Origin of the sequence: Cytobacillus dafuensis (genome assembly GCF_007995155.1) — a bacterium.
Taxonomy (GTDB): domain Bacteria; phylum Bacillota; class Bacilli; order Bacillales; family Cytobacillaceae; genus Cytobacillus; species Cytobacillus dafuensis.
Genome location: NZ_CP042593.1, coordinates 1,556,491 through 1,583,325, shown reverse-complemented (window position 1 = coordinate 1,583,325; position 26,835 = coordinate 1,556,491). Strand labels below are relative to the sequence as shown.

The 26,835-nt window shown below is 35.5% G+C and carries 27 protein-coding genes and 1 riboswitch; of the genes, 13 read left to right on the top strand and 14 right to left on the bottom strand.

Annotated elements, in window-relative coordinates:
• The first annotated feature begins 316 nt into the window (after window positions 1-316).
• From FSZ17_RS07460 to FSZ17_RS07440, 5 genes are all read left to right on the top strand, one after another.
• The gene (locus FSZ17_RS07460) at window positions 317-1,471 is read left to right on the top strand and encodes a histidine kinase N-terminal domain-containing protein (protein WP_057774604.1); all 1,155 of its coding nucleotides are present in this window, start codon (window positions 317-319) and stop codon (window positions 1,469-1,471) included.
• A gap of 156 nt (window positions 1,472-1,627) precedes the next feature.
• Complete coding sequence (locus FSZ17_RS07455) at window positions 1,628-2,170, top strand: GNAT family N-acetyltransferase (RefSeq protein ID WP_057774608.1); 543 nt, start codon at window positions 1,628-1,630, stop codon at window positions 2,168-2,170.
• Window positions 2,171-2,720: 550 nt separating this feature from the next.
• Window positions 2,721-4,043, top strand: a complete 1,323-nt coding sequence (locus FSZ17_RS07450) for a hemolysin family protein (protein WP_057774873.1) — start codon at window positions 2,721-2,723, stop codon at window positions 4,041-4,043.
• Window positions 4,044-4,293: 250 nt separating this feature from the next.
• Window positions 4,294-4,695: a MerR family transcriptional regulator gene (locus tag FSZ17_RS07445; protein WP_082625329.1), complete on the top strand. Its 402-nt coding sequence runs from the start codon at window positions 4,294-4,296 to the stop codon at window positions 4,693-4,695.
• A 63-nt stretch (window positions 4,696-4,758) separates the two neighbouring features.
• A complete protein-coding gene (locus FSZ17_RS07440) occupies window positions 4,759-6,102 on the top strand; it encodes a hemolysin family protein (protein ID WP_057774613.1) in 1,344 nt (447 codons plus the stop codon).
• Between the two features lie 72 nt (window positions 6,103-6,174).
• Here the strand turns inward: FSZ17_RS07440 and FSZ17_RS07435 are convergent, their stop codons facing one another.
• Window positions 6,175-7,581, bottom strand: coding sequence for a sensor histidine kinase (locus FSZ17_RS07435; RefSeq protein WP_057774616.1), 1,407 nt, complete (start codon window positions 7,579-7,581; stop codon window positions 6,175-6,177).
• A complete protein-coding gene (locus FSZ17_RS07430) occupies window positions 7,571-8,272 on the bottom strand; it encodes a response regulator transcription factor (protein WP_057774618.1) in 702 nt (233 codons plus the stop codon). Before FSZ17_RS07430 ends, FSZ17_RS07435 begins: the two co-directional genes overlap by 11 nt.
• Before the next feature lie 341 nt (window positions 8,273-8,613).
• On the opposite strand from FSZ17_RS07430, the gene FSZ17_RS07425 reads away from it, so the two are divergent.
• The gene (locus tag FSZ17_RS07425) at window positions 8,614-9,240 is read left to right on the top strand and encodes a hypothetical protein (RefSeq protein ID WP_057774621.1); all 627 of its coding nucleotides are present in this window, start codon (window positions 8,614-8,616) and stop codon (window positions 9,238-9,240) included.
• Window positions 9,241-9,325: 85 nt separating this feature from the next.
• Here FSZ17_RS07425 and FSZ17_RS07420 read toward each other — a convergent pair whose 3' ends face one another.
• From FSZ17_RS07420 to FSZ17_RS07410, 3 genes are all read right to left on the bottom strand, one after another.
• A complete protein-coding gene (locus FSZ17_RS07420; protein WP_057774624.1) occupies window positions 9,326-10,621 on the bottom strand; it encodes an NCS2 family permease in 1,296 nt (431 codons plus the stop codon).
• Window positions 10,622-10,715: 94 nt separating this feature from the next.
• Window positions 10,716-10,817, bottom strand: a riboswitch (purine riboswitch).
• Between the two features lie 110 nt (window positions 10,818-10,927).
• Window positions 10,928-11,857: a cyclic di-GMP-binding domain-containing protein, MshE-related gene (locus FSZ17_RS07415; RefSeq protein ID WP_057774626.1), complete on the bottom strand. Its 930-nt coding sequence runs from the start codon at window positions 11,855-11,857 to the stop codon at window positions 10,928-10,930.
• Window positions 11,850-12,245, bottom strand: coding sequence for a response regulator (locus tag FSZ17_RS07410; RefSeq protein WP_082625330.1), 396 nt, complete (start codon window positions 12,243-12,245; stop codon window positions 11,850-11,852). The genes FSZ17_RS07415 and FSZ17_RS07410 overlap by 8 nt, the downstream gene beginning before the upstream one ends.
• Before the next feature lie 199 nt (window positions 12,246-12,444).
• Between FSZ17_RS07410 and FSZ17_RS07405 the strand changes: the two genes are divergently transcribed.
• On the top strand, window positions 12,445-13,338 hold the full coding sequence (locus FSZ17_RS07405; RefSeq protein WP_057774632.1) for a YitT family protein: 894 nt from the start codon (window positions 12,445-12,447) through the stop codon (window positions 13,336-13,338).
• 142 nt (window positions 13,339-13,480) lie between these two features.
• Window positions 13,481-14,347, top strand: coding sequence for a YitT family protein (locus FSZ17_RS07400; RefSeq protein WP_057774635.1), 867 nt, complete (start codon window positions 13,481-13,483; stop codon window positions 14,345-14,347).
• Between the two features lie 52 nt (window positions 14,348-14,399).
• Here the strand turns inward: FSZ17_RS07400 and FSZ17_RS07395 are convergent, their stop codons facing one another.
• The gene (locus tag FSZ17_RS07395) at window positions 14,400-15,815 is read right to left on the bottom strand and encodes a SpoVR family protein (RefSeq protein ID WP_057774640.1); all 1,416 of its coding nucleotides are present in this window, start codon (window positions 15,813-15,815) and stop codon (window positions 14,400-14,402) included.
• 108 nt (window positions 15,816-15,923) lie between these two features.
• On the bottom strand, window positions 15,924-16,244 hold the full coding sequence (locus FSZ17_RS07390; protein WP_057774642.1) for a DUF3889 domain-containing protein: 321 nt from the start codon (window positions 16,242-16,244) through the stop codon (window positions 15,924-15,926).
• Window positions 16,245-16,452: 208 nt separating this feature from the next.
• Between FSZ17_RS07390 and FSZ17_RS07385 the strand changes: the two genes are divergently transcribed.
• Window positions 16,453-16,704 (top strand): YhdB family protein, encoded by a 252-nt coding sequence (locus FSZ17_RS07385; RefSeq protein WP_057774645.1) that lies wholly within the window; start codon window positions 16,453-16,455, stop codon window positions 16,702-16,704.
• 121 nt (window positions 16,705-16,825) lie between these two features.
• Here the strand turns inward: FSZ17_RS07385 and FSZ17_RS07380 are convergent, their stop codons facing one another.
• From FSZ17_RS07380 to FSZ17_RS07365, 4 genes are all read right to left on the bottom strand, one after another.
• Entirely contained in the window at window positions 16,826-17,467 is a 642-nt protein-coding gene (locus FSZ17_RS07380) for a response regulator (protein ID WP_057774646.1), read from the bottom strand.
• 15 nt (window positions 17,468-17,482) lie between these two features.
• Window positions 17,483-18,604: a GAF domain-containing sensor histidine kinase gene (locus FSZ17_RS07375; RefSeq protein WP_146846416.1), complete on the bottom strand. Its 1,122-nt coding sequence runs from the start codon at window positions 18,602-18,604 to the stop codon at window positions 17,483-17,485.
• Between the two features lie 223 nt (window positions 18,605-18,827).
• Entirely contained in the window at window positions 18,828-19,550 is a 723-nt protein-coding gene (locus tag FSZ17_RS07370; protein WP_057774654.1) for an SDR family oxidoreductase, read from the bottom strand.
• A gap of 79 nt (window positions 19,551-19,629) precedes the next feature.
• On the bottom strand, window positions 19,630-21,375 hold the full coding sequence (locus FSZ17_RS07365; RefSeq protein ID WP_057774657.1) for a phospho-sugar mutase: 1,746 nt from the start codon (window positions 21,373-21,375) through the stop codon (window positions 19,630-19,632).
• A gap of 397 nt (window positions 21,376-21,772) precedes the next feature.
• Here FSZ17_RS07365 and FSZ17_RS07360 point away from each other — a divergent pair, with 397 nt between their 5' ends.
• Both FSZ17_RS07360 and FSZ17_RS07355 read left to right on the top strand, forming a co-directional pair.
• Window positions 21,773-22,210, top strand: a complete 438-nt coding sequence (locus FSZ17_RS07360) for a disulfide oxidoreductase (protein ID WP_057774662.1) — start codon at window positions 21,773-21,775, stop codon at window positions 22,208-22,210.
• A gap of 1 nt (window position 22,211) precedes the next feature.
• Window positions 22,212-22,682 (top strand): thioredoxin family protein, encoded by a 471-nt coding sequence (locus FSZ17_RS07355; protein ID WP_057774665.1) that lies wholly within the window; start codon window positions 22,212-22,214, stop codon window positions 22,680-22,682.
• 91 nt (window positions 22,683-22,773) lie between these two features.
• Here the strand turns inward: FSZ17_RS07355 and FSZ17_RS07350 are convergent, their stop codons facing one another.
• On the bottom strand, window positions 22,774-23,172 hold the full coding sequence (locus FSZ17_RS07350; protein ID WP_057774668.1) for a YhcU family protein: 399 nt from the start codon (window positions 23,170-23,172) through the stop codon (window positions 22,774-22,776).
• Between the two features lie 187 nt (window positions 23,173-23,359).
• Between FSZ17_RS07350 and FSZ17_RS07345 the strand changes: the two genes are divergently transcribed.
• Window positions 23,360-24,298 (top strand): RluA family pseudouridine synthase, encoded by a 939-nt coding sequence (locus tag FSZ17_RS07345; protein WP_057774670.1) that lies wholly within the window; start codon window positions 23,360-23,362, stop codon window positions 24,296-24,298.
• 83 nt (window positions 24,299-24,381) lie between these two features.
• Here FSZ17_RS07345 and FSZ17_RS07340 read toward each other — a convergent pair whose 3' ends face one another.
• Window positions 24,382-24,642, bottom strand: a complete 261-nt coding sequence (locus FSZ17_RS07340; RefSeq protein ID WP_057774673.1) for a GlsB/YeaQ/YmgE family stress response membrane protein — start codon at window positions 24,640-24,642, stop codon at window positions 24,382-24,384.
• A 223-nt stretch (window positions 24,643-24,865) separates the two neighbouring features.
• A complete protein-coding gene (locus FSZ17_RS07335; protein ID WP_057774677.1) occupies window positions 24,866-25,912 on the bottom strand; it encodes a cytochrome-c peroxidase in 1,047 nt (348 codons plus the stop codon).
• Window positions 25,913-26,213: 301 nt separating this feature from the next.
• Here FSZ17_RS07335 and FSZ17_RS07330 point away from each other — a divergent pair, with 301 nt between their 5' ends.
• The gene (locus FSZ17_RS07330) at window positions 26,214-26,831 is read left to right on the top strand and encodes a DUF47 domain-containing protein (protein ID WP_057774680.1); all 618 of its coding nucleotides are present in this window, start codon (window positions 26,214-26,216) and stop codon (window positions 26,829-26,831) included.
• Window positions 26,832-26,835: the final 4 nt, after the last annotated feature.

The window sequence follows — 26,835 nt, the reverse complement described above, 5'->3', positions numbered from 1 at the left end:
TTTATTTAATATTTTTTAATTGAGAATGATTATCTTTATATATAACAAGCTTGAAGAATAAATACTGTGAAAAAAATCACAGATTCTTATTGAAAATGTGACAATCAATTTTTCCTTACACATTTTTATCAGTTATTTAAAATACGTACCATTCCATATTTATCAATTCTTCACATTATGATATTTTCTGACAAAGAAAGAGTAGGCTCGAAGAACTGTTTTTTTATTCGTTTTATTTCGACAAAGGAAATTTCAAAAAAAGATAGAAGTTTATATAAATATGAAAGATATTAAAGAATAAGGAATGGAGAGAAAAATGTTAACACAGACAAATAGTATTGTAGTTGAGCTTTTTCAAAGTGAGAAGGAAAAAATGCTGACTGACTGGGAACAGAAAATATTAGTTTCGTCTAATGATCCTTTTAAAGATAGAATGAAGGAAAATGGTGAAGTGTTATTTTACCTTCTTACTCAATGCTTTACAAAAAAAAGGGATGATTTAAAAAAGATCATTCGTTCTTTTTCAATTTCAATTGCGGATCAACGTGTAAAAGCCGGAATGAATATTGGAGATTTTGTATACAATGTAAATCTTGCCCGCTCCATCTTCCAAGAAAGTCTAAATCAAATGAATCTTGATTGGCAGGAAATTCAGGAGTATACGCAAAATATCCAATTTTGCTTTGATCAGTTTTTATATTTTTCTGTATCCTATTACAGTGATGTAAAAAATCAGATTATTGAGGAAAAGACTAAGTTTATCGATACGAGCCATAAAGATCGACTTACGTTGTTAGGGCAGATGACCTCTAGTTTCATCCACGAGTTTCGTAACCCACTTACCTCTGTACAAGGCTTCATTCAATTGCTAAAGGCTGAAAATCAAAACATGAAGTATTTAGATATCATTTCAATTGAATTAGACCAATTGAATTTTCGTATTTCACAGTTCCTCTTACTATCTAAGAAAGAATTGATTGGCAAAGAGAAAGTTTTCTTTTCATTTAATGAAATGATTGAGGAAGTATTAGTTTTCCTATATCCAAGTATTTTAGATGGCAAAGTTAAAATTGTTAAACATCTCGATGAGGAAATCCATCTATGGGGTTATGCAGATGAAATCAGACAGGTTCTAATCAATATTATTTTTAATGCAATTGACGTATTGCATATGGATACAACAGACCCTCTGATCAAAATTACTAGTCATTCCTTAGATAATTCCTATATAAAGCTTGAGATCGCTAATAATGGACCTAAAATTCCACAGCATCTTGTCCAGTCAATCTTCGAACCATTTGTTACGACAAAATCACTGGGGACGGGCCTTGGGCTATTTGTCTGTAAAGAAATAATTGAGAAGCACAAAGGCAATCTTGAATGTGAAACACATGAAGAGTTAACCGTTTTCAGTATTACCCTTCCTATTGCCGAATCGAATACTAATCAGTCGGACCCAATAAATGTTTAAATCAACTGTTTTTTCTAGATTGATCAACGTTTAAAGCCAGTAAAAAATAGATTTAAATCTGAATTTTCCTTTTTTCGAATAATTTTGTGTACATTCCCAGGTTTTCGTTTTATGATTGGATATACTTCTAATTATTGCAAAAAAGGAGAGTTTGCTGTGTTTGTATTAAAAGTTGATGAAGATATTGAATTGCAGTTATTTCAACTCCATCATTCTGAAGAGCTTTATCATCTTGTCAATTCTAATCGAAACCATTTAAGACAGTGGCTTCCATGGGTTGATAACATGACATCTCCCATACAATATCATTCGATTATCCCTATGTGGCTAAAATCACTCGCTGAAAATAACGGTTATAATGCCGGAATTCGTTATAATGGCGAGCTTGTTGGCTGTGCTGGTTTTCATCAAATTGATTGGAATAACAGACAAACAAGTATTGGCTACTATCTTGCTAAAGGATTTGAAGGCAAAGGCATTATGACGAAAACCGTACAAGCTCTTGTCAATTATGCCTTTTTAGATTTAAATCTAAATAGGATTGAAATCCGCTGTGGTGTTGGGAATAAAAAGAGCAGAGCAATCCCAGAAAGATTAGGTTTTGTACAGGAAGGAATTATTCGTGACGGTGAAAACCTGTATAATCATTTTCACGATCTTGTCGTATACGGAATGCTTGCCCGTGATTGGAAAAGCTAAAAAAATTAAAATTACAAAAGGTTGTTTTCGTAAAGTTTTTTGTTTTTAATGCACTTTTTATTTAACTATCTGAGTTGATTGGAGCGGAGGGCACTTGACTCCTGCGGGAATGGAGGGAAGCGTGAGACCCCACAGGCGCAAGCGCCGAGGAGGCTCACGTCTCTCCCCGCGGAAAGCAAGTGACCGCAGCGGAAATCAACGGGCAAAATTTGAAGGCAAAAGCAACAATATATGCGAAAAGATCCTTACAAAAAGAAGGACCCTTGTGAGGATCCTTCTTTTTGTATTTTGATGATCATGGCGTAATTATTAGCTCAAAAGAGATTCAAGAGGACATGTTTTAAAGAAAACTCGCCGATTGACGAGCCTTGGAAAGGCGATGACAGAGACGTAGTTGCACTTATACTTAATTCCTAAAATTGGCAGCTGCGTCGAAACGTCTTCTACGCTGACAATTTATACTTTCTTAATGTATCAAATAAAAAAATATAGTTTCGGGAAAAGTACCTTTAAGGAGGTGAAAATGCCTTACATACTTTGTGAGGAATTAATGATGTTACTCAATCTTTTTCTTCTTTTCATTTTAATTGCTTTAACTGCCTTTTTTGTTGCATCTGAATTTGCAATGGTGAAAATACGGTCATCACGTATTGATCAATTAATTGCTGAGGGTAACATGAAAGCCAATGCAGCTAAAAAAGTGATTTCCAATCTTGATGAATATTTATCAGCTTGCCAGCTCGGAATCACGATCACTGCTTTAGGTCTAGGCTGGCTTGGTGAACCAACGATCGAAAGGCTTTTAAGACCTGTTTTTGAAAAGATTGATTTACAGCCTTCGATTACCCAGATTCTCTCATTTATGATTGCATTTTCTGTTGTAACATTTTTACATGTTGTCATTGGCGAGTTAGCCCCAAAAACATTTGCCATTCAGAAAGCAGAAGCCATTACTTTAAGCTTCGCAAAGCCATTAATTTGGTTTTATAAAATTATGTTTCCATTTATATGGGCATTAAACAGTTCAGCTAGATTTGTAACCGGCTTATTTGGATTAAAGCCAGTATCTGAACATGAAATAGCTCACTCTGAAGAAGAATTAAGAATTATCCTTTCAGAAAGCTTGAAAAGTGGCCAAATTAATCAATCTGAGTATAAATACGTAAACAATATTTTTGAATTTGATAATCGTATTGCTAAGGAGATCATGGTACCGCGAACAGAAATTATCAGTTTAGATGAGAATGCCACTCTGTCTGAAGTTCTAGAGGTTATCATGAATGAAAGATATACAAGATATCCTGTTACTGGCGGGGATAAAGATACGATACTTGGCCTAATCAATGTTAAAGAAATCCTTACAGACTGTATACGAAAAAAATGCCAAGAAGAAAAGCCAATCATTCAATATATAAAACCGGTAATAAAGGTAATTGAAACAATCCCTATTCACGACCTACTTCTAATGATGCAAAAAAATCGCTCTCATATGGCGATATTATTTGATGAGTATGGAGGTACTGCTGGACTAGTAACTGCAGAGGATATCCTAGAGGAAATAGTAGGAGAAATTCGTGATGAGTTCGATACGGATGAACTTCCATTCGTGCAAAAGATTGACAAAGACCACTATATTTTAGACGCTAAGCTCCTTATTTCAGAAACCAATGATTTACTTGGAACGAATTTGGATGAAGTTGAGGTAGATACAATTGGGGGATGGATTCTTACCCAAAAATTTGATCTGGAGAAGGGGGATGCCATTGAACATGAAGGGTTTCAATTCATAATTAAGGAAATAGAAGGTCATCATATTTTATATGTTGAAGTAAAAAAAGCAGAAGCAGATTCACCAATGGATCTTAAATACTAAATGAATAGCCATTTTTACTAGCTACATCATTTTTTATGAGATCCATTTTGATTTGCTTTTATTTATTATCTGAAAATTCAAATCATATTTGCCGTTTTTTTAAAATAAATTAAAGTAATTAATCTTATCAAAACTGTTACGTTTGACTGTATGGTTTTATGTAACATATAATAAATTTAGGAAGCTATACTCAAGAAACGAGTGAGTAAAAATTTTTATATTGGGGTGATTTGATGGGGCTGTTTATCGTATTGGCGAATTAGCGAATATTGCAAACCTTTCGAAACGAACCATTGATTATTATACAAATATAGGGCTAATTCAAGCCCATCGTACAAAATCAAACTATCGTATGTATTCCGAGGAAGTCCTTATAGATCTTAGATTTATAGAGGAATGCAAGAATATGCATATTCCGCTAGATGAGATTAAGAGAAAGCTAGAATTAAAATCAAATACCATTATGCATACAAGGGATGTAGAGAGGCAAATTGCTGCAGTAACCCAGCAAATTAAGCAGCTTCATAACGAGATAACTGTATTGCTTCCATTAATTAATTGCTTGGATGAAGAGCAAATAGGTGACCTCTCTAAAAAGCTTAATACAGAAGGAACAACATTAATTAAGTCCCTTGTAAGCTTAACGAGTTAATCTATTTTCCATATTATCAGGAGGTGACTCCTTACCCGAATATTTTCGGCTAAGGGAACTTATTTGGACATATTAAACTTGGTTATTATTGCCATTTTAATTGCTTTGACGGCATTTTTTGTTACTTCAGAATTTGCCATTGTTAAAATTAGAAGTTCAAGGATTGATCAGTTAGTTGAAGAAGGAAATAAAAGTGCAATACAAGTAAAGAAAGTGATTAGCAATCTCGACGAATATTTATCAGCCTGTCAGCTGGGAATTACGATTACTGCGTTAGGGATTGGGTGGCTTGGAGAAGAAACGATTGCTCATATTCTCCATACATTTTTTGGCGAACTAAATATTCCAAGTTCCGCTTCACATATCCTTTCTATCGGCCTTGCCTTTGTATTGATTACCTTCTTACATGTGGTTGTAGGAGAGCTAGCACCTAAGACGCTTGCCATTCAGAAAGCTGAATTCGTTGCATTAATGACAGCAAGGCCATTAATTTTGTTTTATAAACTAATGTATCCATTCATCAAGGCGTTGAATGGCTCAGCACGTTTTATTACTGGATTATTTGGCTTAAAGCCTGCAAACGAACACGAACTAGCTCACTCAGAGGAAGAACTTCGCATTATTTTATCTGAAAGCTATCAAAGTGGCGAAATCAACCAATCAGAGTTTAAGTATGTAAATAAAATCTTTGATTTTGATGACCGAATTGCGAAAGAAATAATGGTTCCACGAACAGAAATCGTTTCTTTCTCGAAGGATGATATATTAGAAGAGTTTTTACAAACTGTTTATGAAGAAAAGTTCACTCGCTATCCTATTATTGACGGCGATAAGGACCATATTATCGGAATGGTTAATATTAAGGAAGTGATGACTGACTTAATAAAGAATAGGCAAGTCACTTCGAATAAGCTCGAAGATTATACACGCCCAATAATACGCGTAATTGATACAATACCAATTCATGATCTTCTTCTTAAAATGCAAAAAGAAAGAATTCATATGGCCATCCTAATGGATGAGTATGGAGGTACTTCTGGACTTGTGACAGTTGAAGATATTCTTGAAGAAATTGTAGGGGAAATTCGTGATGAGTTCGACATGGATGAGGTCCCTGAAGTTCGGAAAATAAGTGAAGACCATTATATAATCGATTCCAAAGTGCTTGTAAGTGAAGTAAGTGACTTACTTGGTATTGATATCAATGATGAAGATGTAGATACAATTGGTGGATGGATTTTAACGGAGAATTATGAAGCTAAGCAAGGAGATGTAATTCCTTTAGATTCTTTCGCTTTCAAGATTGTGGATATGGAAGACCATCATATTAAATATATTGAGGTAACAAAGCAAAATAATGATGAGAAGTCACCACCACTTCCGTTAACAGAATCACAAGTTGTTTAAGATGTCACTAAATCTAATTAACAAAGGGTGTCTCCCATGTCGATTTTTCGGCTTAGAGACACCCTTTCTTTTTTACTTCATAGGAATGCGAATTGTAAATTTCGTGCCTTCCCCTTTTATACTACTAACTTCTATATTTCCATTATGCAGATGGACAAGCTGCTTTACAATGGATAATCCAATTCCAAATTCACCAAACGATTGTCCAGTTCTTGAGACATCGGCTTTATAAAAACGATGCCAGATAGACTCAATTTCTTCTGGATCAATCCCTATTCCATTATCCTCAATTTCTATGATGGTTTTCTCCTCATCCTCTTTCCCTTTCAGGATAATTTGTCCATTTTCTGTGAATTGATTACTGTTCTTAACAATATTAATTAAAATTTGGATAAGTCGATCGTAATCAGCAAATACCATAATGTGATCATCACATGAAACAGTTATTTGATTATTTTTCTCCATCGCCTGCATGATTAATTGATCTTCCACAATCTCGAGCACTTCAGCTAAGTTTATTTCCACTTTATTTAGCTTAAGTTGATTGGAACGAATCTTTTCATAATCTAAATTTTCATTCACAAGGCGAATTAATCTTTTTGCTTCACGATCAATTAAATCCATTCCTCTCCCGATATCCTCTTCTGGAATTAATTGATTTTTAATCCCTTCTGCAACACCGCTAATTGTTGTTAGTGGCGTACGCATTTCGTGAGACACATCCGCAATAAATTTCCTCCGTCTATTTTCCAGCCGCTCAATTTCCTCATTGGATCCCTTTAATTTTTCCACCATTTCATTAAAATCTTTAGCAAGCTGTCCAATTTCATCCACGGAAGTATCTGGAACATGAACATCATAATTTCCTGCTGATATCATCGAAGTGGCATTACGAATATCCTTAATTCGTTTGATTAAACTTTTGGAAAATACAAGACTTATCAAAATCGATGCCGATAATGAGATAACAATCGTGTACAATAAGAACTTATTTAATTGGCTGATCATTTTCATTGTCCCTGTAATAGGTGACAGCAATAGGATTCCCCCTGTCAACTTATCCCCTTGCATAAGCGGTATAGCTACAAGAGACACTTCTTGACCAAACCTTTTAATATCATGCTTTACCGACACTTTATTTCCTTTTGATATTTCTTTCCACTCACTCTCGGTTAACTGTATTAATGGCGAGCTTTGTAATTTTGGGTAAACAACTTTTCCCTCATTATTAAAAAGGAGATATTTAATATGTCTAGTATCTAACAGCTGACTATACTCAGCTAGGAATTGCTCGTCCCCCTCCATGCGAACAGTCAATTCTTCTAATATTTGATCCCCGTACGCTTCTAGTTCCTCCACCTTGTTTTGAAAAATATAACTTTCTACAAATTGTGAAAATGACAGAGTTAAAATGATAAAGGCTAGAATGAGAATACTAATATGACTTATTAGGAGCTGGTAGAAAAATTTAATCTTCATTACCAGCCACCGTTTCATCAAATTTATAGCCGATTCCCCATACTGTTTGGATAAATGGCTGCTGAGGCGTTCCAATCTTTTTTCTTAAGCGTTTGATATGGACATCCACAGTGCGCTCATCCCCATAAAATTGATAGCCCCAAACACGATCTAATAGCTGCTCCCTTGAAAAAACCTGCTTTGGATTTTTCACAAAGTAATAGAGCATATCAAATTCCTTAGGGGTTAGATTTGAAAGAAGGTGGCCGTTATAATAAACCTCTCGCGAATCCTTACTAATTCTAAAATATTGGCTTGTAATAACATTTCCCTCATCCTTCTCTGAGACTTCCGTTTGATAACGTCTAGTCACTGCTTTTATTCTTGCCATAAGAGCGAGTGGGCTGAATGGTTTAGTAACATAATCATCTGCTCCCATTTCAAGACCTAGTACCTGATCAGAATCACTGTCCTTTGCAGTTAACATAATAATCGGCACTTGACTGAGCTCTCTTATTTTTCTGCAAAGTGTCACTCCATCCATAATTGGAAGCATCCAGTCAACAATAATTAAATCCCATTTCTCCTTATTAAATCGCTCGAAGCCCTCTTGACCATTATGAACAAATACTCCTTTATAACCTTCTTTCATAAAAAACATTTCTAGCATGGAACATACACTTTCATTATCTTCAACTACAAGTATTTTCATAAATGAATGCACCTTCCTATATTGAATCCATTATCTAATATTTAATCGAACTCTCCTCTATTTTACAATAAATATTACTTTATCGCAGATTAACGGGCAGTAAGACCCCCACTTCAAGGTTGCGAGAGAATTAAAGAAACCTAAGTGGAAGATCAACTGCCCGTAAAGGCCCGATTGGTTCAACTAACCATCAGTGGGGGATGAAAGAAACCCCCCACTGATGGAAGTTTCACTTTATCGTTTTTTCTTTGAAAAGCAGTCCAATTTTTCCCACATTTGTTTGTGATTTTTGGACATGATATACCAGTAAACTATTTATTGTCAAAAAGGAGAGCAAATTAATGAAAAAGAATAAGATGATTCTTTGTACAATAATCTTCATGCTATTTGGAGCAATTCTATGGCAAGCTCCACTTACAACCAACGCAGATAAGAACACAGAACTGGAACAACATCATCATGACTTTATTACAAAAGAGGATTTTCAACGTCTTTTGGACAAAGGCTATTCGAAAAAGGATATTCGCAAAGCCGCGCATATTGCCAAATACGCAAATAAAAAAACGGACGATGTCTTAAAGTTCTATAAAGAAAACAATTCCTCCTGGAAAAAAACCGCAGAGCACTACGGACTTGATATGAAAAAGCTAAAGGAAGAGTGCCATGAGCATAAGGAAAAATTTTTAGAAGAGCATAAAGAAACCGTCATCGAAAAAGTAGCTGAATTCTCTGGGAAAACAGAGAGTGAAATTCAAGCTTGGTTAGATGAAGGTGTTCACTTAAGATTTATTTTAATTGGTGCCGCAATGGCGAAAGCAAGTAATAAGGATTTAGCAGAGGTAATCAAGTTAAAAAAAGAAGGACAATCGTTTAAGGATATTAAGCAAAATCTCAATATTGATAGCGAAAAAATGCGTGATGAAATGAAGGCATTAATGAAAAATATTAAAGATGATATTAAAGACTGACATAATGATATTATTCCTGCGCTTGCACCACAGGATTTCTATTTTTTATAGAAAAGACTGCCTAATCATAGGCAGTCTAATTATTCTATGATAGATAAATAAAATATCCTATAAATGCAATACATAACCCGTACATGATAGGGTGAATTGCTTTTGCTTTACCTAATGCAAGCATGGTAATTGGATAAAGTACGAACCCAAAGGCGATTCCAGTTGCTACACTAAATGTCAATGGCATCATTAGAATCGTTGCAAAAACTGGAATGGCAATCTCAACTTTTCCCCACTCGATATTCTTTACCTCCATTGCCATCAATGCACCTACAATGATAAGTGCTGGCGCAGTAACCTCTGCTGTAACGACACTTAATAACGGAGAGAAGAATAACGCAATAATAAAACAACCCGAAATTATTACAGATGTGAAACCAGTTCTTCCACCTGCAGCTATTCCTGCTGTGGATTCAATCATTGAGGCAGTAGTGGATGTTCCTAAAATAGCTCCGATCACCGTTGCACTTGAATCAGCAATAAGTGCTTTTCCAGCATTCGGTATTTCATTATTTTTCATTAGTCCAGCCTGGCTGGCAATAGCAATCAGTGCACCTGCTGTATCAAAAAAAGCGACAAACAAAAAAGTAAAAATAACGGCTATCATACTTGGGGTAAAGATTTGATCAAGATGTAAAAAAACTTCTCCAAATGTTGGCTCAAGACTTGGAATGGCACCAATTATTTTTTCTGGTTTATCAATAATCCCTGCAAACATACCGATGACTGCAGAAATCGCCATACCTAAGAAAATAGCTCCTTTAACTCCCCTTACAATCAAGACAACAGTTAGTATAAAACAAAAGATCGCTAACATCGTTCCAGACGATTTTAAATTTCCGATTGAAACAAATGTGCCTTCATTCCCAACAATAAGACCAGCATTCTTTAAACCAATAAAGGCGATAAAAAAACCGATTCCTGCTCCTATTGCATGCTTTAAATCTTTAGGAATTACATTGATTATTTTTTCACGGATTTTTAGAAGACTTAAAATAACAAATAAAATCCCTGATATAAAAACTCCAGTTAGTGCAGTTTGCCACGGAATACCCATGCCTATACAAACTGAAAAGGTAAAAAAGGAATTCAACCCCATACTTGGCGCTATTCCTATAGGGTAATTTGCAAGGAGACCAATTAATAAAGAGCCAATAATGGCTGATAGAGCTGTTGCCGTAAACACCGCACCCTTATCCATCCCTGCTTGGCTTAAAATGATAGGATTCACGATTAATATATAAGACATTGATAAAAAGGTCGTTACTCCTGCTATTGTTTCCTGTTTATAAGACGTACCTCTTTCTTGGAACTGAAAAAACTTATCCATTGGCCCTTCTCCTTCTAATAAAAATAAAAAAAGCCTCGCATTAAGCGAAGCTGCAAAAATACATGGGAGTAAAATAGCTACTAAATATTTTAGTTAGCTAAATTCATTCCTCTGTAGTCAAGCTATTTACGGCAGCTCGGTAGAAACGTCCAGTCCTTATTACTAGACATATACAGGTCAAGTTAATTCTAAAATAATATTTTACATTCTAACACCATGAATAAACCCCGTCAATTTAACTATTTTTTCTGATATAAGAAAAGCGGAAGGACTGCTCAATTAATGAACAGTCCTTCATATATCTTGCTATACCGCTTGATTTTCTTGATTTGCGCTTGAAAATACAACCTGCTTTGGAAGCTTGGAAAGAACTAATTGAAAATGGCCCTTTGAAGTATGTACGGTTATGTTCATGCTTTGATCTTTATCCAACGAGAGGATTGCATTTTGTTGGACAGTTTGCGGGTCCATATCTAATTCAATTCCATAGTTAGACATATTTACTAAGTATATTCCGTTATGTAAATTTAAAAATTCACTGACTGAAGCTTTTGCTAATTCATCTACCTCTGTTAATTCCTCTTCTGCATAGATAGATGCAATCTCTAAGAAAATCTTTTCATCCGCAGCAATCGCTGTATGCAAAATTTCTTCTCCCTTTATTTCTTGAGTTACTAGCCAATCTGCCTTCAATTCAGAAGTAACTGGGCTTAATTCGATGTATGCTTGCTCATCAATAAAACGAATCATATTTTTCACGAATAATGACAAATATTGAGCATACTCTTGTTTTTCCGTTTCGGCTAGATGAAAGATACTTTTGACGATCGCATCAATATCACCATTCTTAATGGCTTCAAAACTTTCATCAGATAAATGATGCATTTTTTTATAATCATTTAATGCATTTGAGAATTCATCCATCGTCATATAATTTTGGTCAACAATCGCTTGAGCAAGTAATAAATGATTGCTTTTTTGCACATTAAGCATTTGCTCCACTTGTTCATTGGTTAAAAACCCTAGTTCAACTGCAATTTCTCCAAACCGTTTATCCTGTTGTTTTTGCCTTACATGAACTTCTTCCACTTGAGCAGTAGTCAGCAGGCCTTCATCAACTGCAATAACACCGAATTTCACATGGGTTGTTTTTTGAAGCTCCAGTGCTGCTTTAAGCTGTTCGGAGGTAATCAGTCCCTTATTTAATAAATAATGTCCGAAGTATTGACTAAACATGGGTAGGATCCTCCTTTTCTCCTTTTATAATTTTTTCAATAATTGAAGTAACAGCTTCAAGCGTGATTGGCTTTTGGATAAAATCGTATGCACCTTTATCAAGCGCTTTTTTCAAATGAGACTGTGTCCCAGCTGAGGAAGCCATGACTACTTTAATATTTGGTTGTTCTTTCTTTATTTCTTCTAAAGCCTCGATACCATCTTTCCCTGGCATGACAATGTCCATAAAAATCAAATCAGGTAGAAAAGAACTAGCCTTTTGAACAGCCTCTTCTCCATTTTCAGCTTCTTCTATTTCCTTACACTTACACAATTCTAATATATTTTTTAGTTTTTTCCTTATTAATGCAGAATCATCACAAATTAATACTTTCAATTGCTTTTGCATGATGCATCACTCCTAACTTCGTTGATATAGGATAAAAGTTCTACATTTTATGAAAAATTCCTTTCTGAAATAAAAAATATATTCCTTTTTAACTAATTTTTTGTAACATTTTCGACATGGGTAATCATTCCATCAACTGAGTAAAAACAAATAGTGTTATAATAAAAGGAGAAAATATGAAATAAATTGGAGGAAGAATATGACCGAATCAAATGAAAATGCAGTCTCTCAAACTATTCATAAAGCCTTATCGAAAGCAAAAATAGCTAAAATCGTGTTTTTTATATGCCTTGGCTCTGTTTTAATGGCTGTGAGCCTCGAAGAATTTTTAGTACCAAACAAAATATTAGATGGAGGCATTACTGGTATTTCCATCATGCTCTCCCATTTAACTGGCATTAAATTAGGCTTATTTATCTTCATTTTGAATATCCCCTTTTTCTTTGTAGGCTATAAACAAATTGGCAAAACCTTTGCTCTATCCACTTTATTAGGGATTACCGCCCTCTCTGTTTCAACTACCCTTCTTCATGATGTTCCCGTTTTTACGGCAGATCCCCTTCTTGCAACCGTTTTCGGTGGAGTAACTTTAGGTGCTGGAGTAGGTATTGTCATTCGATATGGTGGTTCCTTAGATGGAACGGAAATTTTAGCGATTATTGCGAATAAGAACCTGCCATTTTCCGTTGGTGAAATTATCATGTTTATCAATGTTTTTATTTTTACGTCTGCAGGTTTTATTTTTGGGTGGGATCGTGCCATGTATTCTGCTCTAGCTTATTTCATTGCCTATAAAACAATCGATATTGTGATGCAAGGACTTGATGAATCAAAGTCGGCTTGGATTATTAGTGAAAATCACCAATTAATCGGACAGGCGATATTAGCTAGACTTGGCCGTGGAGTTACCTATTTAAATGGAGAAGGCGCGTACACTGGAGATGATAAAAAAGTCATTTTCTGTGTGATTACTCGTCTAGAGGAAGCCAAGCTAAAATCAATAGTGGAGGAACTTGATTCTAATGCATTCCTTGCAGTAGCTAATATCACTGAGGTTAGAGGTGGACGATTTAAGAAGAAATCGATACATTGATATCTGCATGGGTGCCGCAATATGATTGCCGCACCTTTGCTTATTTTTGAAATAGATTATTTATTTCAAAACCTTATCATTTGATATTTCATCATAAAAACTGTATATTTTTTTTTGGCTAATATGAAAGGAAAGGTAAAAAATGGAAAAAACACATAAGAAAGAAAGTAAAAAACATATTATTTATCGTTACATCATGTTATTGGTTGGGGCTTCATTAGCTGCCTTATCCATTGAATTGTTTTTAATTCCTAATTCCATTATTGATGGAGGAATAATCGGTATCTCCTTGCTTGTAAACCATCTAACAAATATTAGTTTTGGAATTCTTGTATTTCTTTTTAATGTTCCTTTTCTATATTTTGGATATAAACAAATTGGGAAAAACTTCGCTTTTTCTTCTCTTTTTGGCATTATTGCATTAGCTATAATAGAACCTCAATTGCATCATCTCTCACCATTTACTCAAGAACCTTTATTAGCTACCGTGTTTGGAGGATTATTACTAGGTACAGGGGTTGGAATTGTCATCCGACATGGCGGAGCTTTAGATGGAACTGAAATTCTCGGAATCCTACTGACAAAAAAGCTTCCTTTTTCTATCGGGGAGTTTGTCATGTTTTTTAATATCTTCGTTTTTAGCTGGGCAGGCTTTGTATTAGGATGGGAGCAAGCGATGTATTCAATTATTACATACTATATTGCATCGAAAATGATTGATACGGTTGTTCAAGGCTTTGAGGGAGATACTAAAGCCGTCATCATTGTTTCTGACCATTATGAAGAAATCTCCGACGCTATCATCGGGCGCTTAGGCCGCAGTGTAACAAAATTAATGGGCAAGGGCGGCTTTAAAGACAATGAAAAAGAAGTAATCTACGTTGTGGTTACCCGCTTAGAAATATCCAAGCTTAAAAGCATTATCGGCGAAATCGATCCAAATGCTTTTACAACGATCATGGATACACAGGAAGCTCATGGAAGTAAATTTAAATCTGCAATACATTAGTAAAGGACAAAAAACAACGACAACTTAAGAAGATGTCGTTGTTTTTTGTCTTTTATAGATATTTACGATGAATCCCTTTCCCATCGTAGGTAAACAGCATATTTTTAGCTTCTACGATCGTTTCAATGTGTACGCTTCTGCCCCATAGCTGGTGAATATATGGGAGAACTTTTTCTAAATATTTGAGGTCAAGCTCAATACCTTCGAACCAGTGTTTTAAGTATAGCTCTCCATTTTTTAGATAATCCCCGTCATTGACTGTTAAATACGGAAAACCTCCGTTTACGCGCATATTGACAAGCTTATCACGGACATTTTCCCATTGCTTGTCAACAACCTTGTAATCCTTCCCTTGTTTCTGGAATAAATACATATCCTCCTTCATAACAAGATCCTTTGTTAAATAGTTGCGCAAGAAGGATATATCTGATTCGATTTCACGCACCTCGAACATTTTTTCTCTGCCTGATCCTGGTTCAACCCCACGTTTTTTCATCTTTTCTGTTGGATTATTATATCGATCTTCTATATCCTCGAAAATCTTTAAGCCTAAATAATACGGATTTATGCTTGTTCTTGATGGCTGGACGACGCCAGCATTCAGCTTTGCAAATTCTAATGACTCTCCACTCGTTAAATCCATTTCTCGTAAGATGCGCTGATGCCAGTACGATGCCCAGCCTTCATTCATGATTTTTGTTTCGAGCTGTGGCCAGAAATAAAGCATTTCTTCTCGCATCATTGTTAAGATATCTCGCTGCCAGTCTGATAATTCTCTGCTGTAGCTTTCGATAAATAAAAGTAAATCCTTCTCAGGCTGAGGGGGAAATTTCTTTCTCTTCTTTTTTTGTTCAGGTTTTTTATTATTTCTATCATCAAGATTCCATAAATCATCATATGGAGAGGATAAAGCTGTTTCTTCCTCTTCTTCTTCAATATCATCCATATTCCATGCAAGCTTTGGTCGCATTAGTGAGGGATCAATATGCTCCTCAATAGCTAGAACAGCATCAAGAAAGGTTTCCACTTCTTTTTTTCCATGCAAAATTTCATATTGTCTAATTCTTTCGGCTGTAGCCGCCATACTTTCTACCATATCGCGTTTTGTGTTTTGAAAGCGAACATTATTTTTAAAGAAATCACAATGAGCTAGGACATGTGCGACAATTAATTTATTTTGGATCAGTGAGTTGGAGTCGAGCAAAAAGGCATAGCATGGATTAGAGTTGATCACGAGCTCATAAATCTTTGAGAGCCCAAGATCATAGTGAAGCTTCATTTTGAAAAACTGTTTGCCAAAGCTCCAATGGGAAAATCGTGTCGGCATTCCATAGGCACCGAATGTATAGATAATGTCTGCCGGACAAATTTCATAGCGCATCGGATAATAATCTAATCCAAAGCCTTTAGCGATTTCAGTAATTTCCTCTATGGCATATTGCAGCTCTTTACTTTCCTCTTCGATCATTCCCTACTCCCCCTTTTTGTTCTTATCACAATCTATGTAAAATTAGTTAGAATGATGAATTGGAGTTGAACTTATTCAAAAAGAAGAGGCAAGAGAATGAATATTCTCTTACCCCTTTTGTTCTTCGACAGTCATTTTTAGAAACTTTTTAATTTGTGGACTATGCCATATTTTCACTATTACTGTGACAGGTTTAGTATTCTCTTTCACTTGAAAAGTAAAGATATCCATAACATCTGATTCAGAAACTTTTTGCCTTCCTTTATACTGATATTCCACAACTGCCTCACCTGGGTAGTCCTCTTTAACAACTGCGATTGCGATCCGGCCGTATTTTTCGTAATCTGGCTGTTCGGAATTAGCTAATACCCTATTTCCAGTATTCATAAATAAGCCAACCATCACAATAATTAAGAAGATCCTTTTCATCAAATTCCTCCAATAAGAATATCTTTTCCTTTATTATCTGTATGCCTTGATTTTTTATGTATCTATTTAGGCTGGAGTTATTTTTTCAGGATTTATACAGGTAAAAGATGAAAACCCTTTAAAATCAATATGTCCAACATTTACTGAGCGGATTTTCTTTGGAAAGACATAAGCTATACTCAACTCCTTAAAGAGGAGGAAAGGACAAATGAATAAATTAGATTATGACCGAGCGCTATATTACACCCATCGGTCTGAATGGGATAATTTATTAATTTTGATGGTACGGACTGAAGATCAATTCCTTTCGAAAAAAATTGAATACTTTCTGCATGCCTATAATTTCGAAAAAGATTACTCCACCATTGAAAAACATTTATATTCTTTACTCAGATACATCGAACATGCAAATGATTCATCATTTAACGAACTGTCTGATACGCTATACCAGTTGCCTTAAAAATGATTTTGCAGGAATTCCACCAATATTTAAAACACGGTTCCAAAAGAGGACCGTGTTTTTTGTCCCTGTTGAATTCCGCTGTAAGCACTCTCCTTCCTCTCCAATTAACAACAAAATACTAACTAATCAAACCGTTACGTACAGCGAAAAGTGCTGCTTGGGTCCGATCGGCAAGCTCAAGCTTTGATAGAAGATTGGAGACATGTGTTTTAACAGTTTTTTCTGTAATAAATAAATCTGCAGCAATCTCTTTATTGCTCTTACCATTAGCAATTTCCTTCAAGACATCAATTTCTCTCTTTGTCAGTGCATCTAAAGGCTTTCTCTCTTCTTTGTTTTGAGCTGATAAATGGGTTAAAAGATGCGACGTTGCTTTTGGGTGTAATTGGGATTCTCCTTTCATTAATTGTCTAATTGCCTTTACAAGCTCATCCGGTTCAATATCTTTTAATTGATAGCCGGAAGCACCAGCCTCAATGGCAGGGATAACATGATCTTGATCAGAAAAGCTTGTTAACATCATAATCTTAATGTCTGGACATAATATTTTTATTTTGCGTGTTGCTTCAATTCCATTCATAACAGGCATTTCTAAATCCATTAGTAAAATATCTGGCTTTAGGCTGACTGCCAATTCTACAGCCTCTTTTCCATGCTGAGCTTCCCCTACTATTTCAATATCCGGTTGAGTTTTCAGAAAAAAAACCAGTCCGCGCCTTACAACATGATGATCATCTGCAATGAGAACTCGAATCGTCATGAATATCCTCTCCTTTTATATAGGTATCCTTATTTCAATTCTCGTCCCTCTATTCGGGGAACTTTGGAGTATAAATTGCCCATTTAACGCCTCAGTACGATCTTTCATACTTTTTAAACCGAGCGAAGGAATTATCGTTTGTACATGATCATAATAAAATCCATAACCACTATCCGAAATAATCATGACTAATTTTTGATTTTCAATAGTTAAAAATAAATCAACTTTGGTTTGCCCTGAATGCTTTTTGCAATTTGCTAGAGCTTCTTGACCGATTCTCCATAATCCCTCTTCTACCTTACTTGGCAAAGAAACAACACCTTTTACAATCGGTCGAACTTTCAGCCCTAACATTTGACCATAACCAATAAGAGCACTTGTAATTCCATTCTCAAGGCCCCTAGGACGCAGCTGCCAAATTAATGCTCTCATTTCACTTAAAGCTTCCTGTGCTAAATCTTGAATATAGGAAAAGGTTTCCTTTGTTTCAGAATCCTTTGCCATTTCAGCACCGCCCCTTGCCGTTAAGCTTAAAGAGAAAAGGAGCTGATTAACCGAATCATGAAGATCTCTTGCTAATCGATTTCTTTCCGCAGTAAGAGCATTTTCCTGCTCAAGTTCCGTTAGTTTCATTCTTTTTAATGCCGTTCCTATTTGAAAGGCAATAGCTTCTAATAATGCCAACTCTTCATCTGAAAAATGACTTTTATAAGGTGCCCCAACGTTAAGAAGACCAAAGCGTTCATCACCTGCCCGAAGCGGAACTGTTGCATGATGAGTGAGATGATTAGTATCATTCCTTTTTGCCAGAAGTGCATCCTCTATTCTCTTGCACTCAATAATATTGATTGCTTTTTGCAGCCTTCCCTTTTTATAGCGGTCAATACACCAGCAATCTCCTTTACACATCGGTTCATAATCACTGTGTGTTAAAGCAGGAGGCAGCTTTTCCATTGCTGCTAGCTCATAACTCCCATTCGGCTGGATTAAAAAAATCCACCCCGTCTCTAATCCGGTTACATGCAGTAATTTAGCAAGTACCTCTGATAATAATGCTCTTACTTCTGTTCCCTCATTTAATAATTCAGCAATTTCCTTTAATATCCGAATATTTGAATGCCGTTTATCCAACGTCACCTTTATTCCTCCCGATTGATGTTAATACCATTATTATAATACTTTACCTTTATATAAGCCTTAGCAAATAGAATGAGATACTGTACAACTAAAGTCTTAAACTTTTTGATGGATTGACTAGACAACGGGAGCATAGACAAGAAAAAAAGCACAAAAGAGTAATTTCTCTTCAGTGCTTTATTAATAGTTCATAAAAACGCGATAAGCTGCGACTTCACTTTTCTTATGCAATCGGATAATTTTGTACAAAAGGATGGAGGACAATTTCGTCGATCATCATATGGCTTGGAGCGGACGCCATATATACAACCGCATTTGCGATATCTTCCACTTTAAGCCAGTCTTTTTTCTCCTCAAGCCCTTGCTGTGATTCTGCAAAGTATGTATCAACCATTCCAGGATTGATCGTTCCTACTCTAATTCCAAATTCTCTAACTTCCTGTGCCAATGAACCCGAGAAGCCTTGAACAGCATATTTTGTTGCTGTATAAGCAGAGCCATTTGGGATCGTGTATCTAGCTACATCTGATGAAATCGTAATAATCGTTCCCGATTTGCGTTCTTTCATATGCGGAAGAACAGCCTTAGCTCCAAGGAATACTCCTTGAACATTTACATCGAAGACCTTTCTCCATTCATCCAGCGTCGTTTCTTCAACCTTTTTAAAGAAGCCTACACCTGCATTATTGACAAGGAGATCAATTTGCTTATATTCATTTAAAGCTTTTTCAATGACTGTATTTACTTGATCCTCAAGCGTAACATCAGCTTGAATGGCAATCACATCATTATATCCCTTTTGCTTTAATTCTTCAGCTGATTGAAAAATACTGTTAGAGCTGCCTACAATAGCAAGCTTCATCCCCTGTTTAGCAAGCTTTAAAGCGATTTCTTTGCCAATCCCTCTTGATGCACCTGTAACGATTGCAACTTGTCCTTTTAACAAAATATTTCATCCTTTCGTTTTTCATGATGTCATTTGGTTTGCGAAATCAATTATTACTTCCTTCGCAAATCCTTTCCTCTTATTTTACAGAAGAAGAGCTCATTTTTTGTTCAACAATGGACATGAAATCATCTTTAATCGCAGTTAATTTCTGTTTACTATCTTCAAAAGTTATTCCATTGATCCCAAAATAAAATTTAATTTTTGGCTCAGTACCTGATGGCCTTAAGCAAACCCAAGTTCCGTCTTCAAAAAAGTATTTTATTACATTTGATTTTGGAAGGTCAATTGATTTTTCTATTCCATTGCTTTCACTTCGTACACTCGTTAAATAATCCTCTACGGCAATAACCTTAATTTCACTTAGCTGTTGTAATGGAGCCGAACGGAAGGAGGCTAATATTTTTTGGATTGTCTCAGCACCAGTCTTTCCTCTAAGTGTTAATGATTGGAGGTCTTCAAGGAAATAGCCATACTGATCAAAAAGGGCAATTAAACCTTCGTATAAGGACATACCTTTTTTCTTATAATAAGCAGCAGCCTCTGCAGCTAATACGGCAGCTTGAACAGCATCCTTATCCCGTGCAAAATCTCCAATTAAATAGCCATAGCTTTCTTCGTAACCAAATAAAAATTGATATTCCCTTGTAGTATCGTATTCCTTCATTTTTTCAGCAATAAATTTAAACCCTGTCAAGACATCAACTGTTTCAACACCGAATGAGGAGGCGATTTTTCTTCCTAACTCAGATGTAACAATCGTTTTTAAGATAATTCCGTTTTCTGGTAGGCTATTTTTTTCTTTTTTCTGTGACAAAATATAATGAAGAAGTAATGCACCTGTCTGGTTTCCAGTTAAAAGCACGAATTCTCCAGCTAGATTACGTACGGCAATTCCTAGTCTATCCGCATCTGGATCTGTAGCAATTAACAAATCTGCATTCTTCTCGTCTCCTACCTTAATCGCCAGCTCAAAAGCTGATTTTTCCTCTGGATTCGGACTCTTTACAGTGGAAAATTCAGGATCAGGAAGTTCTTGTTCTTTAACTACATGAACATGTTTGTAGTTTAATGCTTGTAACGCATTCCTTACCGGTTTATTTGCTGTTCCATGCAATGGTGTGAAAACGATTGAAAGATCTACTTCATTACCAAGAGAAGGATTCTCCGAAATCGTAACGAGCTGATTCAAATACTTACTGTCAACCTCTTCCCCAATCATTTTGATTAATCCCTGCTTCTTTAATGCTTCTTCCTCCATCACATTAATCAAAAGTTCATTTTCAATTTCATTCACTTTTGAAATAACAATATCCGCTACACTTGGAGGAAGCTGAGACCCATCAGCTCCATACACCTTAAATCCGTTATATTCTGGTGGATTATGGCTTGCTGTTATAACAATACCGGAAAATGCCTTTAAATCACGTACAGCAAAGGATAATTCTGGGGTAGGACGTAATTCTTTAAAAACATATGTTTGAATACCTTTAGTCGCAAGTGTTTTCGCTGCCTCCATCGCAAATTCAGGTGACATATGCCGGGAATCATATGCTATAACAACTCCTTGCTTCTTTGCTTCTAGCCCATTCTCTTCTATGTATGCAGCTAATCCTGCGGAGGCTTTTCGCACAGTGTAAATATTCATCCGATTTGTTCCAGCTCCGAGTTCCCCGCGCATTCCGCCAGTTCCAAACTCTAAATCTTTATAAAAAGCATCTTCAAGTCTCTTTTCATCCTTTTTTAAGGAGTGCAATTCCTCTTGTAAATGTTGATCTAAATATTCATTTTGAAGCCAACGTTCGGCTTTTATTTTCCAATTCATTCGATTCCCTCCCAATACAGTCAATACTACTAAAAATTAATTCGATAGAAAATAGTTATATCCTTTTTATATTGTATGTGCTTTTATGACAAAATAATGGTTTAGCCTTGACTACAATAGATATTATACCTTTTCGCTATTATCGTAAACAGTTTAGAACATTCCATATAGTCCTATCGAACAAATAATTGAAATACATTTACGATTTCCTTAAAATATTTATTAGTGGAATTACTAATGACAAAAACATGACGAAATATAGAACAAACAATGAAAATCTGTTATAAATAATTTACAAAGTAGAACAAGTCACTCTATAATTTTCTTTACTATGTACATTTCGCCGCTAAGTTACGCGACAAGTTTTTCAAAGAAATGATATGATAAGGAGTGCATTATGGAAAAAGCAAATAAAGATAATCGTGAATCTATACTTTTTATTTCATGGGCTGCATCTGTCATTGCTATGTTCGGAAGCCTTTATTTTTCAGAGATTCGTCAATACGAGCCTTGCACACTTTGCTGGTACCAGCGAATTGTCATGTACCCCTTTGTTATTATATTAGGGATTGCGGTTATTCGAAAGGATTATCGAATCAGCCTCTATACAATGATTCTATCTGCCATTGGTGCTTGTATTTCACTTTACCATTATTCGATCCAAAAGATTCCATTTTTAGCGGATCACGCTGCTTCCTGCGGCAGGGTTCCATGTACTGGTCAATATATTAATTGGTTAGGGTTTATTACAATTCCCTTTCTAGCATTGACTGCCTTTATTATAATATTTATTTGCAGTTATTTACTTTGGAAAAAAACAAGAGAGGTTAAATAAGATGAAAAAAGTAATTATATTTCTTGGAATTATTGTCATTCTCTTCGCAGCTATTGGAATACTAACAAAGATGCAAAATGAAGAAAAAGTTTCAGAAAAAAATCCATATGGCAAAGATGCACTTCATCCAGAAACGATTAAACAGCTTGATGACCCAAATTATCAAAATCTGATTCTTCCAGATGAATTAAAAGAAAAATTAGATAATAAAGAGGATGTTACTGTCTATTTTTACAGTCCTACTTGCTCTCACTGCCAAAGAACAACTCCGGTTGTAGCTCCTCTGGCAAAAGAGATGAAAGTAGATCTTGTTCAATATAACTTACTGGAATTTGAAAACGGGTGGGACAAATACGGAATTACTGAAACACCAACAATTGTCCAATATAAAGATGGTGAAGAGGTAGAGAGAATTACCGGTTATCAAGATGAAGAAGTATTTAAAAAATGGTTTAATGAAAACAGCAAATAAGTATTCAAAACAGAAGAAGGGATTGACCCAAAAGCAAAGGTGTCAGGCATGTGCCTGGCACCTTTGCTTTTGGGTCAACCCATTTTTATAACTATATTAGTAATTGATTTGCTGCTTTAATGTACAGACTCATAATTTCATCCTTAGCCATTCTTACTCCAAAAAAATGGCTAAATGAAAATGGAAAAGAAAGTCCGAAATCTTTTAAGATTTGAACATTATTTTCGAACATGCTTTCATACCTTGCGTCTAGATTTTGGGATTTCAGAATCGCTATTATTGTTTGCAAGCTACCGATAACCTGATATGCTTCTTTTAGAGTTCCAAAGTATTCAAAATGTCTTGTCGTAGTATGTAAAATCTTCAGGCGCTCATATTCCTTTATATCCTCATCTAAAAAATAAAGAGGAAATATATTCGAATATACGTATTGAACGAGTTCCTTGATTTCCTGTTCTTGTTCAGGAGTTGATGCAAAGACGACTTTCACCTTAAAACCACCTTTTTTCGCAGATTAACGGGCTGTATATCCCCCACTGATTATTAGTTGAACTTTATCTTTTCTGTAATCAGTTTGTAATATATATATGATAAGAATATCATACTAACTAGGTCATTCAGGGTGGTAATAAAATACAAATGGCATACTTTTTACATTTATTAAGGAGAATAGTACGATGCAAACAAAAAGGTTTGGAGAATGGTATGAATTAACCATTCCGCTTGATTGGGATGGGTTAACAATAGATTTCATTATGAGAAATGTATGGAAAGCATCTAAAAAGCAAATTCATACGATGAGAATGGAAAAACAAATAAAGGTAAATGGAGAGTTCATCAATTGGAATAATCCCCTCCAACCAGGAGACAGGCTGCAATTAAGGTTATTCCTTGATGAAGATTTTGGTGTAATTCCTGAATATGCAGAGGTGGAAATTCTATATGAAGATGACCATATGATTGTTTTTAATAAGCCTGCAAATATGGATACTCATCCTAATGAGCCTGAGCAAACAAATACATTATCAAATGCAGCTGCCTTTCATTTACAGGCACAGGGCGAATTTCGGAAAATTAAGCATGTTCATCGCTTAGACCGTGATACAACTGGAGCCGTTCTATTTGCGAAGCATGCCCTTGCAGGGAGTATATTGGATAAGATGCTTGAGGAGAGAATCATTAAAAGGACCTATCTAGCCCTTGTGCATGGTAAGATTAAGACGAAGAAGGGCTCTATTCATGAGCCAATAGGCCGTGATCGTCATCATCCGACGAGGCGCAGAGTTTCTCAGAGCGGTCAGCCAGCTATTACCCATTATGAATTAATTAAATCATATCCAAAACAAAATTTATCTTTGCTAAAATGCCAGCTGGATACTGGCCGTACACATCAAATTCGTGTCCATTTAAGCCATATTGGACATCCCTTAGCAGGTGACCTTTTATATGGCGGACAACCAATTTTTAATCGCCAAGCCTTACATGCGGTAAAACTTGAAATTCCTCATCCATTTACAATGGAAAAAATAAGCTGTTTTACTAATCTTCCGAAAGAGGAGAGTCATACATCCTTTAAACTAACTAATTATCTGCAAGTTTTGCCCGAAGAGCTTTAAACTAATGAAAGCCTTCCGATTTGGAAGGCTTTCATTAGTTCTTTCGCTTTTCTTATTGTCTAGCTGCAGCTTTCGCTTTTCTGTCAATCAGTTGTTTTTCTGAAGGATTTCATGATGAGGCTTAGTAGGAAAACAAGCAGTACTGCACCGATTAAGGCAGGAATAATTGCAAAACCAGCAATATCTGGACCCCAATTTCCAAAGATTAAAGCACCTAACCAAGCTCCGACAAATCCTGCAATAATATTACCAAAAACACCACCAGGTATATCACGCCCTACAATCATGCCTGCAATCCAACCTATAATTCCACCTATAATTAATGACCATAAAAAGGTAAACATTGAATCACTCCTTGCTGTTTTAATAATAGTTTTTCTCGTTTTTTTCCTTTCATACAAAAAATATTTAATCTATTTTTTGGGAATTCCTGATTTAGACTCACTCTAGAAATAATTTACCCACTACCGGAAAATTAATAACACCATTTTTCGAGCTTTATCGCTTATCGCTCAAAACAAAACGGCTACCTCTTCAGGTAACCGTTTATCTTTGATTTCGATTTTCTTATGGGATTTTCGGGGTCTCTGCCTTTGGCAATTCTCCACTTAAGCTTTCTAAAAAACCTACAAGAGAATCAACTTCACGATCCGTTAAGTTAAGTGGTTTCATTAATTCACTCTTATTTGAATGATTCCCTCCACCTTCATTATAATACTGAACGACATCCTTTAATGTTTCAAGACTGCCATCATGCATATATGGTGAAGTATGAGCAACACCTCTTAAAGCAGATGTTCTGAATTTTCCTTTATCCTCTTCATTACCTGTCACTGCAAAACGTCCATCATCACCGCTCATGCCTAAGTTATGATAATTTTGGTCAGATAAAAGAGGACCTGCATGACAAGAAATACAGCCTGCCTCTCCAGCGAATAGCTTCATTCCGTCCTTAGCATCTGCACTAATTGCATCCTCTTCCCCTTGAAGATATCGATCGAATGCTGTATCAGCAATAACGATTGTCCTTTCGAATGCAGCTATTGCTTTGGCAATATTGTCTGCCGATATTTTATCGTTAAAAACCTTGTTAAATTCTTCAACATAGGTAGGAACACCATTTAGCTCGATCACCAATTCATCAAGATTTTGATTCATTTCAACTTCAGACTGAATCGGTCCTAGAGCTTGCTCCTCTAGGCTTCCTGCCCTGCCATCCCAGAAATTCTCATCATAATAACCTGAATTGATAATCGTCGGGCTATTTCTAGGGCCATTGAATCCTTCAAAGCCTATAAACTTCGCCATCCCATCTCCATAACCCGCTCCCGGAGCATGACATGACATACAGCTTTGAACATTATTTCCTGATAAACGTGGATCAAAGTATAGCTTCTTTCCTAATTCAATTTTTTCATCTGTCATGGTATTATCCGCTGGAACGGGAATATCGCCGAGGACTTCAAATTTTGCTTTTGCTTCTTCAAGCTCCTTATCAATCACTTCTTCTTTAACATTTTTCTTATCCTCTGGTGCAGCTGTTTCCTCATTATTGCTGCAAGCACCTAGAATAGAAAGTACTACAATTAATAAAACTGCGTATGCTTTTTTCATCCGTACTTCCCCCTAACCAAACTGTAATCAATGGAATTAATGGAGAATATTTACTTTATTTCCATCAATAATGATTATAGTATTAAAGTTATTATAAAATTTGAGGCAGTTTCGAATATATTGTGACATATTTCACAAATTAAGATTTTCCCATTCCTTATATTGAAAACATATCCTAAAGAAATTTACACATAATAAATTGAAAGTTTTTTTTCATTTTAATAGATAAAACTATCTTATTCGACGATTTTCGTATAAAATTATTTCGTTTGGATGAAATTTTTTTGATGGAGGGTATACAATGGTTTTCAAAAAGAAAGACAAGTTTAATACATTATTAAGTGAAATTGCACTAAACATGAAAGAAGGAGCACACTATTTCGCAGATTATAAGCTAAAGAATGTTAGTGATTTAAAAATATTTTCTGAGACAATGAAGAATTATGAAACGAAGGGTGACACATTTGTCCACGAAGTGATTAAAGAGTTAAATAACGCATTTATCACTCCAATTGAGCGTGAAGATATTCTACATCTAGCAATGAGCTTAGACGATGTTTTAGACGGTATCGAGCACTGTGCGGCACTTTTCGAAATGTATTCGATTACACAAGCAGATGATTTTATGCTTAAATTTGTGGATGCAATTAAAAATTGCTCTGATGAAATTGTTAAATCTATTGAGCTTCTTTCAAGTAAAAAATTATTAAATATCCGTGATCATGCCATAAAGATTAAGGATTATGAATCTAAATGTGATAATGTACTTCGCCAGTCCATTAAACATCTGTTCTCAATTGAAAAGGATCCCATTCGAATTATTCAATATAAGGAAATATACGAAAATCTTGAAGATATAGCGGATAGCTGCCAAAGTGTCGCAAATACACTGGAAACCATCATAATGAAAAACGCATAAGGAG

Excerpts from the sequence above, each read along its gene's own strand:
- FSZ17_RS07340 (WP_057774673.1), bottom strand. The coding sequence starts at position 24,642 with ATGTTTACCTTTTTATGGTCATTAATTATAGGTGGAATTATAGGTTGG.
- FSZ17_RS07385 (WP_057774645.1), top strand. The coding sequence starts at position 16,453 with ATGAATAAATTAGATTATGACCGAGCGCTATATTACACCCATCGGTCT.
- FSZ17_RS07415 (WP_057774626.1), bottom strand. The coding sequence starts at position 11,857 with ATGTTTAGTCAATACTTCGGACATTATTTATTAAATAAGGGACTGATT.
- FSZ17_RS07395 (WP_057774640.1), bottom strand. The coding sequence starts at position 15,815 with ATGATCGAAGAGGAAAGTAAAGAGCTGCAATATGCCATAGAGGAAATT.
- FSZ17_RS07330 (WP_057774680.1), top strand. The coding sequence starts at position 26,214 with ATGGTTTTCAAAAAGAAAGACAAGTTTAATACATTATTAAGTGAAATT.
- FSZ17_RS07410 (WP_082625330.1), bottom strand. The coding sequence starts at position 12,245 with ATGCAAAAGCAATTGAAAGTATTAATTTGTGATGATTCTGCATTAATA.
- FSZ17_RS07365 (WP_057774657.1), bottom strand. The coding sequence starts at position 21,375 with ATGAATTGGAAAATAAAAGCCGAACGTTGGCTTCAAAATGAATATTTA.
- FSZ17_RS07420 (WP_057774624.1), bottom strand. The coding sequence starts at position 10,621 with ATGGATAAGTTTTTTCAGTTCCAAGAAAGAGGTACGTCTTATAAACAG.
- FSZ17_RS07360 (WP_057774662.1), top strand. The coding sequence starts at position 21,773 with ATGGAAAAAGCAAATAAAGATAATCGTGAATCTATACTTTTTATTTCA.
- FSZ17_RS07355 (WP_057774665.1), top strand. The coding sequence starts at position 22,212 with ATGAAAAAAGTAATTATATTTCTTGGAATTATTGTCATTCTCTTCGCA.
- FSZ17_RS07435 (WP_057774616.1), bottom strand. The coding sequence starts at position 7,581 with ATGAAGATTAAATTTTTCTACCAGCTCCTAATAAGTCATATTAGTATT.
- FSZ17_RS07460 (WP_057774604.1), top strand. The coding sequence starts at position 317 with ATGTTAACACAGACAAATAGTATTGTAGTTGAGCTTTTTCAAAGTGAG.
- FSZ17_RS07380 (WP_057774646.1), bottom strand. The coding sequence starts at position 17,467 with ATGACGATTCGAGTTCTCATTGCAGATGATCATCATGTTGTAAGGCGC.
- FSZ17_RS07430 (WP_057774618.1), bottom strand. The coding sequence starts at position 8,272 with ATGAAAATACTTGTAGTTGAAGATAATGAAAGTGTATGTTCCATGCTA.
- FSZ17_RS07400 (WP_057774635.1), top strand. The coding sequence starts at position 13,481 with ATGGAAAAAACACATAAGAAAGAAAGTAAAAAACATATTATTTATCGT.
- FSZ17_RS07450 (WP_057774873.1), top strand. The coding sequence starts at position 2,721 with ATGATGTTACTCAATCTTTTTCTTCTTTTCATTTTAATTGCTTTAACT.
- FSZ17_RS07405 (WP_057774632.1), top strand. The coding sequence starts at position 12,445 with ATGACCGAATCAAATGAAAATGCAGTCTCTCAAACTATTCATAAAGCC.
- FSZ17_RS07335 (WP_057774677.1), bottom strand. The coding sequence starts at position 25,912 with ATGAAAAAAGCATACGCAGTTTTATTAATTGTAGTACTTTCTATTCTA.
- FSZ17_RS07390 (WP_057774642.1), bottom strand. The coding sequence starts at position 16,244 with ATGAAAAGGATCTTCTTAATTATTGTGATGGTTGGCTTATTTATGAAT.
- FSZ17_RS07345 (WP_057774670.1), top strand. The coding sequence starts at position 23,360 with ATGCAAACAAAAAGGTTTGGAGAATGGTATGAATTAACCATTCCGCTT.
- FSZ17_RS07425 (WP_057774621.1), top strand. The coding sequence starts at position 8,614 with ATGAAAAAGAATAAGATGATTCTTTGTACAATAATCTTCATGCTATTT.